Origin of the sequence: Isoptericola sp. b408, from assembly GCF_030588085.1 — a bacterium.
Lineage (GTDB): Bacteria > Actinomycetota > Actinomycetes > Actinomycetales > Cellulomonadaceae > Isoptericola > Isoptericola sediminis.
Genome location: NZ_JAUQYQ010000001.1, coordinates 1,170,863 through 1,182,921, shown reverse-complemented (window position 1 = coordinate 1,182,921; position 12,059 = coordinate 1,170,863). Strand labels below are relative to the sequence as shown.

General features: G+C 73.8%; 10 protein-coding genes. 3 read left to right on the top strand and 7 right to left on the bottom strand.

What is annotated here, in order from left to right; all coding sequences use genetic code 11:
* Positions 1 to 82 precede the first annotated feature (82 nt).
* Both Q6347_RS05505 and Q6347_RS05500 read left to right on the top strand, forming a co-directional pair.
* Positions 83 to 859, top strand: coding sequence for a hypothetical protein (locus Q6347_RS05505; RefSeq protein ID WP_304606864.1), 777 nt, complete (start codon positions 83 to 85; stop codon positions 857 to 859).
* An 88-nt stretch (positions 860 to 947) separates the two neighbouring features.
* The gene (locus tag Q6347_RS05500; RefSeq protein WP_304602357.1) at positions 948 to 2,444 is read left to right on the top strand and encodes an NAD(P)/FAD-dependent oxidoreductase; all 1,497 of its coding nucleotides are present in this window, start codon (positions 948 to 950) and stop codon (positions 2,442 to 2,444) included.
* 7 nt (positions 2,445 to 2,451) lie between these two features.
* On the opposite strand, the gene Q6347_RS05495 is transcribed toward Q6347_RS05500, so the two are convergent.
* The 5 genes from Q6347_RS05495 to Q6347_RS05475 are packed head-to-tail and all read right to left on the bottom strand — an operon-like array spanning position 2,452 to position 6,415.
* On the bottom strand, positions 2,452 to 3,681 hold the full coding sequence (locus Q6347_RS05495; protein ID WP_304606863.1) for a hypothetical protein: 1,230 nt from the start codon (positions 3,679 to 3,681) through the stop codon (positions 2,452 to 2,454).
* A complete protein-coding gene (locus Q6347_RS05490) occupies positions 3,678 to 4,301 on the bottom strand; it encodes an ATP/GTP-binding protein (protein ID WP_171245553.1) in 624 nt (207 codons plus the stop codon). The genes Q6347_RS05495 and Q6347_RS05490 overlap by 4 nt, the downstream gene beginning before the upstream one ends.
* Positions 4,282 to 4,635 carry a DUF742 domain-containing protein gene (locus tag Q6347_RS05485; protein WP_171245552.1) on the bottom strand — a complete coding sequence of 118 codons (354 nt, stop codon included), beginning with the start codon at positions 4,633 to 4,635 and terminating at the stop codon, positions 4,282 to 4,284. The genes Q6347_RS05490 and Q6347_RS05485 overlap by 20 nt, the downstream gene beginning before the upstream one ends.
* Before the next feature lie 12 nt (positions 4,636 to 4,647).
* On the bottom strand, positions 4,648 to 5,070 hold the full coding sequence (locus Q6347_RS05480) for a roadblock/LC7 domain-containing protein (protein ID WP_216077205.1): 423 nt from the start codon (positions 5,068 to 5,070) through the stop codon (positions 4,648 to 4,650).
* Complete coding sequence (locus Q6347_RS05475; protein ID WP_304606862.1) at positions 5,048 to 6,415, bottom strand: ATP-binding protein; 1,368 nt, start codon at positions 6,413 to 6,415, stop codon at positions 5,048 to 5,050. The genes Q6347_RS05480 and Q6347_RS05475 overlap by 23 nt, the downstream gene beginning before the upstream one ends.
* 187 nt (positions 6,416 to 6,602) lie before the next feature.
* Between Q6347_RS05475 and Q6347_RS05470 the strand changes: the two genes are divergently transcribed.
* The gene (locus tag Q6347_RS05470) at positions 6,603 to 8,774 is read left to right on the top strand and encodes a prolyl oligopeptidase family protein (protein WP_304606861.1); all 2,172 of its coding nucleotides are present in this window, start codon (positions 6,603 to 6,605) and stop codon (positions 8,772 to 8,774) included.
* A 24-nt stretch (positions 8,775 to 8,798) separates the two neighbouring features.
* On the opposite strand, the gene Q6347_RS05465 is transcribed toward Q6347_RS05470, so the two are convergent.
* Positions 8,799 to 11,276, bottom strand: coding sequence for a glycoside hydrolase family 65 protein (locus Q6347_RS05465; RefSeq protein ID WP_304602362.1), 2,478 nt, complete (start codon positions 11,274 to 11,276; stop codon positions 8,799 to 8,801).
* On the bottom strand, positions 11,273 to 12,013 hold the full coding sequence (locus Q6347_RS05460; protein WP_304606860.1) for an HAD family phosphatase: 741 nt from the start codon (positions 12,011 to 12,013) through the stop codon (positions 11,273 to 11,275). The genes Q6347_RS05465 and Q6347_RS05460 overlap by 4 nt, the downstream gene beginning before the upstream one ends.
* Between the last annotated feature and the right edge of the window lie 46 nt (positions 12,014 to 12,059).

The window sequence follows — 12,059 nt, the reverse complement described above, 5'->3', positions numbered from 1 at the left end:
CCACGGTCGGGCGGGACGGCCCCTCGCGCAGATCTCACCCGGGTGAAGCCGGCCCACGGTGCACCTCTGGGAGGATGGAGCCATGTCCACGACGCTCGCCGACCTGGGCATCGACGTCGACCTGCGGGTGACGCCCTGGCACTACCCGGGCCCGGCCGCTCCCACGTCGGGCCTGCTGCACGACGGCACCTTCGGTGCGCTCCGGCACGACGGCGGCACCTGGGTCGGCGAGGACGGCACCTCCCTGGACGAGCTGCTGGCACGCGCCCGCGTCCCCGCGCGACGCCACCGGCACGCGGTGGTCGCCATCGGCTCCAACGCCGTTCCCGGGGTGATGCACCGCAAGTTCACCCGGCTGGGCGTGAGCACGACGGTGCCCATGCTGCACGGCGCGCTCTCCCACGTGTCGGTCGGGCACATCCCCCGCGTCAACCCGGCGGGCTACGTCGCCGCCGTCCCGCGCAGGGCGTCCGACGTCCGCAGCGCCGTCGTCGTCTCCCTCCTCACGACGGAGCAGGTCGTGGCGCTGGACGTGACCGAGCACAGCTACGTCCGCCGCTCGGGCGCGGACGGCCTGCACCTGGCCGGGCACGACGGGCCGTGGTCGCTGTACGTCTCCACGATCGGTGCGATCTCCGGCGCCGACGGCGCGGCCGTGCCGCTGGGCACCCAGTCGGCGCTGTGGGACCTGCTCCACGTCGACGCCGACCTGGCGGCGGTGACGGGCCGGGGCGGTCACCGGGCGGTCGCCCGACGGCTCGCCGCCGACCGGTGTCGCCGTGACCGCGTGAGCCGCCACCTCCTCGAGCGCGGCCGGGTCACCGGGACCGGCCTGGAGTCGCTCGCGGCCGCGGCCTGAGGAGATCATCGCTGGTCAGACCTATCGCCCGGAGTGTCCGCCCCGCTACGATTCAGGCGTTTGAGACCGAATCGATCCAAGGACGCTCATGAAGATCGCTGTCGTCGGGGCCGGGTTCGCAGGACTGGCCAGCGTGAAGACCCTCCGCGAGTTCGGCCACGAGGTCGCCGTGTTCGAGAAGGCCCCCGACGTCGGCGGCGTCTGGAGCTCGACCCGCCGGTACCAGGGTCTGTTCACCCAGAACAACAAGGACTCGTACTCCTTCACCGACCTGCCCATGCCGAAGGACTACCCCGAGTGGCCCAGCGGTGAGCAGGTCCAGGCCTACCTCGAGCAGTACGTCGCGGTGAACGACCTGGCCGGGTCGCTGCGGCTGTCGACCGAGGTCGTGCGCGCCGAGCTGACGGACGCCGAGGACGGCTGGCTGGTCACCGCGCGCCGCAGCGGCGAGGCGGTCGGCGACCCGGAGCGCTTCGACCACCTGGTGGTGGCCAACGGGATCTTCTCCGACCCCGTCATCCCCCGGTTCGAGGGGATGGCGCAGCTCCTGCGGGCCGGCGGGAAGGTCGTGGCCTCCGGCCAGATCGGGTCGGTCGAGGACGCCCGCGACAAGCACGTCGTGGTGGTCGGCTACGGCAAGTCCGCCTGCGACGTGGCGGCCGAGATCGGCCCGGTCGCCGCCTCGACCTCCGTCGTCGCACGCCAGCTGCTGTGGAAGCTGCCCAAGAAGCTGGGCAAGGCGCTGAACTACAAGTACCTGCTGCTGACGCGCCTCGGGGAGGCGCTGTTCCGCTACCAGACGCTCGACGGCTCGATGGAGCGTTTCCTGCACGGAGCGGGCGACCCGGTCCGGCGGTCGATGGTCTCCAGCGTCGGCACCGTCTCGCGCAAGCAGCTGCACCTGGACGAGCTGGGTCTGGTCCCGCGCGGCGAGTTCTCCGACATCGCCCGGTCGACGGTCTCCCTCGCCACGGACGGCTTCTACGAGCAGGTGGCCGACGGCACGATCGTCGTCCACCGGGACACCGAGATCGAGCGGTTCGCCACGGACGACGACGGCGCCCCCGTGGCCGTGCTCAGCGACGGCGACACCGTGCGCGCCGACCTCGTGGTGTGCGGCACCGGGTTCCACCAGCGCGTGCCGTTCCTGGACGCCGACCTGACCGCGCGGCTCCTCGACGACCGGGGCAACTTCCAACTCTACCGGCAGGTGCTCCCCCACGACGTGCCGCACCTGACCTTCGCCGGGTACAACTCGTCCCTGTTCAGCCCGCTGTCGGCCGAGATGGCCGCCGTCTGGACCGCCGCCCACCTCGCGGGCGCGATGGACCTGCCCCCGGACGAGGTCCGGCGCGAGCACGTCGCCGACAGGGTCGACTGGATGGAGAAGCGCACCGAGGGCCGGCACGCCCGGGGCACGAACGTCATCCCCTTCTCCCTGCACCAGATCGACGAGATGATGCGCGACCTCGACGTCGACCTGCCGCGCCGGACCCGGGTGGCCCAGTGGCTGCTGCCGGTGGACCCGGGTGCCTACCGTCGGGTCGCGGACACGGTCCGGGAACGGGTCACGACGTCGGCCTGAGCCGCGGTCAGCGGAACCGGACCGGGAGCTCGCGCGGGTAGCGGAACCACGCGGAACGCACGACGGGCACCTGGTCCGGTTCCGTCGCCAGCTCGATCTCGTCGACGCGCGCCACGACGTGCCCGACGATCAGCCGGGTCATCAGCGGGGCGGTGCGGTGCGCCGGGCAGGCGTGCGCGCCCAGGCCCCAGGTGAGGTGGAACCGGGAGTCGACCTGCTCCCACGGGTCCACCGCCTGCACGGCGTCGTCCCCGTTGGCCGCCACCACCGCGGGCACGACCGCGTCGCCGGCGGCGATCGGCTGGCCGCCGAGCACCGTGTCCGTGATCGCGTAGCGCGGCAGGAGGTGCGGCATCGGCGGCTCCCGGCGGGAGATCTCGTCGAGTGCGTCGTCCAGGGACAGCCGCCCGCCGTGCAGCCGCGCGCCGAACGTCGGGTCGGCCACGACCCGACGGATCGCGCTCGCCGCGGCGGCGGTCGCGGCGTCGTGCGCGGTCCGGAACAGCGCGCCGACGGCGCCCATGAGCTCCAGGTCGTGCTGGTGGCGCGGGTCCGCGATGAGGGCCGAGGCGAGGTCGTCGCCGGGCTCGGCGCGCCGGCCGGCGACCATCGTGGCCAGCAGGTTCTCCATCTCGTCCGCCGCGTCCGGGGCGTCCTCGCCGCCGGCGCCGAGGGCGACGGTCAGCTCGTGCATCCGGCGGGAGTCGGCGAGGTTCATCCCCAGCAGGTCGGCGAGGACCCGGACCGGCACGTCGACGGCGTAGTCGGCGACCAGGTCACCCCCGCCGCGCGCCGCCAACCGGTCGAGGGCCGACGTGCAGGCCACGGTCACGGTGCGGGCGAGACGGCGCTCGTCGAGCGTCGCGAGCGCGTCCTGGACCGGCCCGCGCAGCCGCCGGTGCTCGGCCCCGTCGACGTCGAGGAGCGAGTCACGGGAGGCCAGGACGGCCCGGACCGGCGACCTCCAGGCGACCAGGCGTTCCTGCTCGTAGCGCCAGCGGCGGAACTCCCGGGTGAAGTGCACCTCGTCGCGCAGGAGGCTGCTGACCTCGTCGTAGCCGAGCGCGAGCCAGGCGGGCACCCCCGGTTCCAGGTCGACCGGGGCGACGGCACCCCACCGCGACCGCAGCGCGTCGTAGCGCTGGTGCGGGTCGGGTGCGCCCGCGAGATCGGCCAGCAAGGGCCGGTCCGCCACATCCTCGAGGCGGACCATCCGTCCCGCGGCGGTGATGCTCATGCCGCCGCGGCCTGGCGTGCACGCTGCTCGAGCGCGTGGGCGACCAGCGTGGTGAGCGCCTGGACGGCCCGCGGGCGACCCCGGACGTCACCGCTGACCACGGGCGTGCCGGCCGGCAGGTCCAGCGCGGTGCGCACCTCCTCGACGCTGTGCCGCGGGGCGCCGGGGAACTCGTTGACGACGACGGTGAGCGGCAGCCGCGTGTGGTCCTCGAGCTGGTCCAGGACCTCGAAGCTGTCGGCGAGGTTGCGGGTGTCGACCAGCACCAGGACGCCCACCGCACCGTCCGCCAGGCCGGACCACAGGTCCCAGAAGCGGCGCTGCCCCGGGGTGCCGAACAGGTAGAGCGCGGTGTCACCGCCGACCGTGACCCGCCCGAAGTCCATCGCGACGGTGGTGGTGGACTTCTCCCCCGTGCGTCGGTCGACGCCGACGCTCGCCGTGGTGATGCTCTCCTCGGTGCTGAGCACCGGGATCTCGCTGACGGACTGGATCAGCGTCGTCTTGCCGACGCCGAAGGGGCCGACCACCAGCACCTTGACGGATCGCTTGACCGTCGCGGCGAGGTGTCGCGCCCGGGCCGGTGCGGTGCCGGCCGGGTCAGAGGCTGCGGAGTCCATCGAGCACCTCCTCGAGCAGCTCGGTGTCGGGCAGGTCGTGCGTCGCCGTCGAGCGCAGCGCCAGGAAGCCGCCGTCGAGCAGGTCGGAGGCCAGCACCGCCACCAGGCTCACCGGCAGACGCAGGTAGGCGGCGACCTCGGCCAGCGCCAGCGTCCCGCGGCAGGTGCGCAGCAGCGTGTGCTGGTGCCGGCCGGCGTGGCTCGGCAGCTCGCGGCCGTCGTCGACCGTGCACAGCAGCGTCTCCGGGCGCAGGGTGTTCCGGGTCGGGCGGGACCGCCCGCCGGTCAGGACGTACGAACGCACCGGGTGGTCGCGGTAACCCTCGGTGTCCATCGTCCGCCCCCCTCAGGCCCCGACCGGGTCCGTGCCGAGCGCCCGCTCGCCGATCATGAGCACCTGGGCCTGCATCTGCTGGGCGACCAGGCCCGGGTCGACGCCGGCGTCGGTCACCACGGCGAGCCGGGACCCGTCGCCGGCACCGCGGACGAAGAGGAACCCGCCGCCGAACTCGACCACGACCTGGCGCAGCCGGTCGCCCTCGCCGAACTCCCGGCCCATCGACAGCCCGAGCGCGACGAGGCCGGCGCAGGCCGCGGCGACCTTGTCGGCGGTGTCGGGGTCCGTGACGTCCGTGCGGACCTTGACCAGGCCGTCCGAGCTCAGCACGACGGCGTGCCGGACCCCGCGGACCCCCGAGACCAGGTCGAGCATCCAGCTGTCCGGGTGGTCGGTCGCGGGCGGCGTGTCAGCGCTGCTCTGCGTCGTCATCTGTCCTCCGAGGTCCCGTCGCGTCGGACGGATCATGGGTGTCCGTGTCCTGCAGCGGCGCTGCGTCGGTGGCGGCGAAGAAAGCGCCGATCCAGGCACCGGCCTCCTCGGCCGTCGGTTCCGGCGCCGGGGGCGCCGACGGTGCGGTGGAAGGTGCCTGGACAGAGGGGATGCCGGGGCCGCTGGTCGGGGTGCGGTCCGTCGCGGCGCGACGGGAACGGCGCTGCGGCAGCACGGGCGGGCCCGCGGAGGAGACCGGGTCGGAGGCGGACCGGGGGTCCGTCAGCGCCTCGGGGACGTCGGCGCCGACCGGTGCGGGGACCGGCGGCGGCTCGTCGACGCTCGCCGCGAGCACGTCGGGCACGTTGTCGACCGTCTCGGTGATCTCCTCCGGGATGCGGACGACCGCTCGCAGACCGCCGTAGACGGAGTCGGCGAGCTCGACCCGGAGGCCCAGCGAGCGGGCGTACGTCCCCACGACCGCGAGCCCGGTCTGCGGGACCTCGCCCAGGTCGGAGATCGTGATCTCGTGCTCGCCGGCCGCGATGCGCCGCACGCGGTCCAGCTCCCGCGGGTCCATGCCCACGCCGCAGTCGTCGATCTCGATGACGGCGCCGCGCTGCACCTGCCGGATCACGACGAGCACCTGGGTGTTGGGCGGCGAGCACTGCGTCGCGTTGGCGAGCAGCTCGGCGATCACGTGGATCAACGGTTCGACGGCCCGACCGGTCACCGCGAGCCCGGGGTCGCCGGAGACCTCGACGCGCCCGTACGCGGTGATCCTCCCGGCGGCCCCGCGGACCACGTCCGGCAGGGCGAGCGGGGCGTCCCAGGCCTGGCCCGGCCGGCGCTGGCCGCAGAGCGCGACGAGGCTCTGCGCCTGGCGGGCGTGCTGGGCGGCCGCGTGGTCGACACGCATGGACGTCTCGAGGACGTCGTGGTCGGCCGCGTGCCGCTGCGCCATCCGGGTGGCCTCTTCCTGGATGCGGTGGGCGGACGCCTGCACCTTGCGGCTCAGGGCGATGACCGCCGTCTCCACGGCGGCACGCTCATCGGCCCGCTCCGCCTCCAACGCCTCCGCGGCGCGCCGGGTGTCGTCGAGGTGGCGGGACGTCCGGTCCAGGGCGGCCGCGAGCTCGTCGCGCTCGGCGGCGAGCGCACGGAACGCGGCGTCCTCACGGCGTGCCGCCCCCGACAGCAGGACGGCGGCGAGGACCGGCAGCAGCAGCGCGGCGGCGCCCACGACCCACACGGACCAGCCGGGACCCCGCTGGCCGAGCAGCGGCAGGGCCGCGATGCACAGCACCATCGCGGCGACGCACACGGCCGCCAGGACGCGACCCATCACGGGCGGTCTGACTGAGGTCGTCGTGCTCACCGCACCCCCGGTCGGCAGGATGGCGGGTTCCGCGAACCCCCCGGACGGACTGTGGGGGTGTCGGCCCCCTGACCAGGGTGTTTCTACCACAGGGGATCCGCGCGCGAAAGGGCGCCCCACCGTCGGGCGGACGACACCGGGATAGGGTCCCCGCATGAGTGCCGACCCGCTCCCGCCAGCCGCCCGTCCCGACGCCCCGGACCCCGACACCGACCCGTTCGCCTGGCTGGAGGACGTCGTCGGCGACGAGTCGCTCGACTGGGTCCGGCAGCGCAACGAGCACGCCCAGCAGGCGCTCGGCGGGGCGGACCTGACCAGGACGCGAGCGGCGGTCCGCGAGGTGCTGGACTCGGACGACCGCATCCCCGCGGTGTCCCTGATCGGCGACCACCTCTACAACTTCTGGCGCGACGCCACGCACGAGCGCGGTCTGTGGCGTCGCACGACGCCGGACTCGTACCGCAGCGAGGACCCTGCGTGGGAGACGGTCCTCGACCTCGACGCCCTGGCGGAGGCCGAGGACGAGTCGTGGGTCTGGCACGGCGCCTCGGTGCTGCGCCCGACCCCGGAGCAGCTGGCGGCCGGGGAGCCGTGGCGCCGGGCGCTGGTCGACCTGTCCCCCGGGGGTTCGGACGCCGACGTGACGCGCGAGTTCGACCTGGTCGAGAAGCGGTTCGTCCCGGTCGCCGACGGCGGGTTCCACCGCCCCCTGGCCAAGGGCGGGCTCGCGTGGGCGGACGAGGACACCGTGTACGCCTTCACCGACCTCGGCGAGGGCACCACGACGTCGTCCGGCTATCCGCGCACCGTCGTGCTCTGGCGCCGCGGGACGGAGCTGGCGTCGGCCCCGGTCGTCTACGAGGGCTCCACCGACGACATGGCCGTCATGGGCAGCCGCTCGCGCACGCCCGGCTTCGAACGCGACCTGGTCCGCCGGTCGATCGCGTTCTACCGGTCCGAGACGTACCTCGTCGAGGGCGTCGGGACGCCCGACCAGGAGCTCGTGCGCCTCGACGTGCCCCTCAGCGCCGAGACGGGTCTCCATCGCGAGTGGCTGACGATCGAGCTGCGCGAGGACTGGGAGGTCGACGGCCGCACCTACCCCGGCGGCGCCCTGCTCGCCGTCGTGCTCGACGACTTCCTCGCCGGCTCGCGGGACCTCACCGTGCTCTTCGAGCCCACCCCGTCGACGTCGCTCGTCGGCGGTGCCTGGACGCGGCACCACCTCGTGGTGACGGTCCTCGAGGACGTCGCGCACTCCGCGTACACCCTCACCCCGCCGGACCTGGACGCCGGGGAGGACCCCCGGGCCCCCTGGGCCCGCGGCGACCTGCCCGTCGGGGGCGAGCTGCTCACCGTCGGTGTCCGGGCGGTCTCGGCCGTCGACAGCGACGACGTCTGGGTGACCCGCAGCGGGTACCTCGAACCCACGACGCTCGCGCTCGCCACCGTCGTCGGGCCCGGGCAGGAGCCGCGCGAGCCGGAGGCGCTGAAGACGGCACCCGCGTTCTTCGACGCCTCCGGGATGGTCGCCGAGCAGCACTTCGCGACCTCCGACGACGGCACCCGCGTGCCCTACTTCGTCGTCGGACGCTCCGACCTCGTGCGGCCGGCCGACGGGTCGGGGCCGGGGACGGCACCGACGCTGCTGTACGGGTACGGGGGGTTCGAGATCCCGCTGCTGCCCGGGTACTCCGGCACGGTCGGCCGTGCCTGGCTCGCCCGGGGCGGGGTGTACGTCGTCGCGAACATCCGCGGCGGGGGCGAGTACGGGCCGTCGTGGCACCAGGCCGCCCTGCGCGAGAAGCGGCACCGCGCGTACGAGGACTTCGCCGCCGTGGCCCGCGACCTCGTCGCGCGCGGCGTCACCACGCCCGAGCACCTCGGTGCGCAGGGCGGCTCCAACGGCGGCCTGCTCGCCGGGAACATGCTCACCCGGTACCCCGAGCTGTTCGGTGCCGTGGTCATCCAGGTCCCGCTGCTGGACATGCGGCGGTACTCCCACCTGCTGGCCGGCGCCTCGTGGATGGCGGAGTACGGCGACCCGGACGTGCCCGAGGACTGGGACTTCCTGCAGACCTTCTCGCCGTACCACCGGCACGACCCGGCACGGGAGTACCCCCCGGTGCTGCTCACGACCTCGACGAAGGACGACCGGGTGCACCCGGGCCACGCGCGGAAGATGGCGGCGAAGATGCTCGCCGCCGGCCAGGACGTCACGTACTACGAGAACATCGAGGGCGGGCACGGCGGCGCGGCGAACAACGCCCAGGCCGCGCACATGGCCGCTCTCGCGTGGACGTTCCTGCGCGACCGGCTCTCCTGACGGGCCCGCGCGGCGGGCCGCCGGTCAGGCGTGCGGGACGATCGCCGTGATGAGGGTGCCGTCCGCACGGCGGTGACCCGCCAGCGCCCGGCGGCCCGGACGCCCGTGGCGCACGGGTCCCTGGCCGGCGAGCGGGACCGTCGCGGGCACCCCGGGACGGACCCTGACCTCCTCGCCCCGCACCGCGACCGTGACCTCGTCGCCCGACTCGGCCACGAGCTCGATCGATCCCGGCAGCACGGTCACCCGCAGCCGCGTGCCCTTCCAGGTCAGGCGGTACCTCAGGGACTCCCAGCCGCGCGGCAGCCGCGGGTCGAACGTCAGGTCGCCGTCGTGGTCGCGCATGCCGCCGAACCCGCTGGCCAGGACGGCCCACGTCCCGCCGGCCGAGGCCACGTGCACACCGTCGGCGGCGTTGCCGTGCAGGTTCGCGAGGTCGACGTAGAGGGACGACAGGAAGTAGTCCAGCGCCAGCCGGTGGTACCCGACCTCGGCCGCGATGATCGACTGCGCGACGCCGGACAGCGTCGAGTCCCCCGTCGTCAGCGGGTCGTAGTACTCGAAGTTGGCGAGCTTCTGCGCGGGGGTGAACAGGTGGCCCTGCAGGACCATCGCGGCGACGACGTCGGCCTGCTTGAGCACCTGGAAGCGGTAGATCACCAGCGGGTGGTAGTGCAGCAGCAGCGGCCGCCGGTCGCGCGGGGTGCGGGCCAGGTCCCAGATCTCCCGCTCGAGGAAGTGCGAGTCCTGCGGGTGGATGCCGACGCCCTCCTCGAACGGGATGGCCATCCGCTCGCCCGCGCGCGCCCACTCCATCGGCTCCGAGGGCTCGAGCCCCAGCCGCTTGACCAGGTGCTCGTACTCGTCGGGGTCCTCCCTGCGCAGGGCACCCACGACGTGCGCCGCGGCGCGGAGGTTGAAGCGGGCCATGACGTTCGTGAAGAGGTTGTCGTTGACGACCGTCGTGTACTCGTCCGGGCCGGTGACACCGTGGATGTGGAAGAGGTGGTCGCCGTTGGCACGCCAGAACCCCAGGTCCGCCCACAGCCGGGCGGTCTCCACGAGGATGTCCACGCCCTCGCGGTGCAGGAAGTCCGTGTCACCCGTCGCCCGGGCGTACTGGAGCAGCGCATAGCTGACGTCGGCGTCGATGTGGTACTGCGCCGTGCCCGCCGCGTAGTAGGCCGACGCCTCCTCCCCGTTGATCGTCCGCCACGGGAACAGCGCACCGCGCTGGGACAGCTCCCGCGCCCTCCGGCGGGCGGCGTCGAGCATGTGGTAGCGGACACGGAGCGCGTTGCGGGCGAACCGCGGGCTCGTGTACGTCAGGAACGGCAGGACGTAGATCTCGGTGTCCCAGAAGTAGTGGCCGCCGTACCCCGACCCGGTCAGCCCCTTGGCCGGCACCCCGCTCCCCTCGCTGCGCGCCGTGGCCTGCGCGACCTGGAACAGGTTCCAGCGCACCGCCTGCTGGATCTCCTCCTGGCCGCCGACCTCGACGTCCGACCGCTCCCAGAAGGCGTCCAGCCAGGCCCGCTGGTCGGCGTACCGCGCCGCCAGCGCGCCGTCCGCCGCCCGGTCGAGCGTGCGCCGGCAGCGGTCGACCAGCTCGCGCGGCGGGACACCGCGCGAGGTGTGGTACGCGACGGTCTTCGTCAGGCGGATCGGACGTCCCGGCTCCGCCTGGACGCGGAACACGTGCTTGGCGAGGTCCTCCTCGACCTGGGTGCGGACGGTCCACTGGTTCTCGGTCTCGAACCGGTCGTCCGCCGCCACCGCGAGGGTCATCCCGGAGTTGGTGCACCGGTAGCCCAGCACGAGACGCTCGTCGTCGCCCCACTGCGCACGGGGCTGGAGCACCCGGCCCCGGAAGTCCTCCGCCTTGCGGGGGTCGAACCCCTCGCCGAGGGCGGCGGAGCTGACGTGGTACTCGTCCTCCCCGTCCTGCCGGTTGAGGATCTGCGAGGAGATCGCGACCGGCGCGGCCGCGTCGAGGAGGGTCACCTCGAAGGTCATGACGGCGAGGTGCCGTTCGACGAACGAGACCATGCGGTCCGAGCGCACCCGCACCAGCTTGCCCGACGGCGTGCGCCACAGCAGGTCGCGACGCAGCATCCCGTCACGCAGGTCGAGCGACCGCTCGTACTCGAGGAGGTCGGCGACGGACAGCAGGAGCGGCTCGTCGTCGACGTAGAGCCGGATGACCTTGGTGTCGGGCACGTTGACGATGGTCTGGCCCACCTTGGCGAACCCGTAGGCCTCCTCGGCGTGGCGGATCGGCCACGTCTCGTGGAAGCCGTTGACGAAGGTCCCGTGCGCGAAGGACTCGCGCCCCTCCTCGACGTTCCCGCGCATGCCGAGGTAGCCGTTCCCGACGGCGAACAGCGTCTCCGTCGTGCCGAGGTCCTCGTCGGAGTACCTCGTCTCGACGAGGCGCCACGGTTCCGCGGGGAACCGCTGCCGGTCGACGGTCCTCTCCTCGTCAGGGGTCTTGAAGCTCACGCCGCACCCCGGGGGCTGGGTCCGTCGAGCACCGAGGCGTCGACCTCGCCCAGGTCGGCCACGACGAGGTCGGCGCCGTGCTCGCGCAACGCCTCGGCGCCCACACCGCGGTCGACCCCCAGGACGAGGCCGAAGGGTCCGGCGGCGCCGGCGCGGACGCCGGAGATCGCGTCCTCGACGACGACCGACTCCGCCACGGGGACGCCGAGCAGCTCGGCGGCGCGCACGTAGGTGTCGGGCGCCGGCTTGCCCGCGATGCCCTCCCGGGTCGCCACGTTGCCGTCGACGACCACGTCGAACCGGTCGGCCAGGCCCGCGGCGGCGAGCACGGCCGGCGCGTTCCTGGACGACGAGACGACGGCGACCCGCGCACCCGCGCCGGTGACGGCGTCCAGGAACCGCACCGAGCCGGGGTACGGGTCGACACCCTCCTCGACGAACATCCGGTTGACGATCTCGTCCTTGCGGTTGCCGAGCGCGCAGACCGTGTCCTCGCCCGGGGGGTCGTCGGCCGTGCCGTGCGGGATCCGGACACCCCGGGACGCGAGGAACGTCGCGACACCGTCGTAGCGGGGCTTGCCGTCGATGTGGGCGAAGTAGTCGGCCTCGGTGTAGGGCTCCAGGCCGTGGGCCGTGGCGTAGGGGGCGAAGAGCCGCTCCCACGCCCGCATGTGGACCTCGGCCGTCGGGGTCAGGACCCCGTCGAGGTCGAAGAGCACGGCACGCAGGGCGGGCATCCGGGGTCCTTCGGGTCGGCACGGGAACCGGCCGGCCCCCACCCCA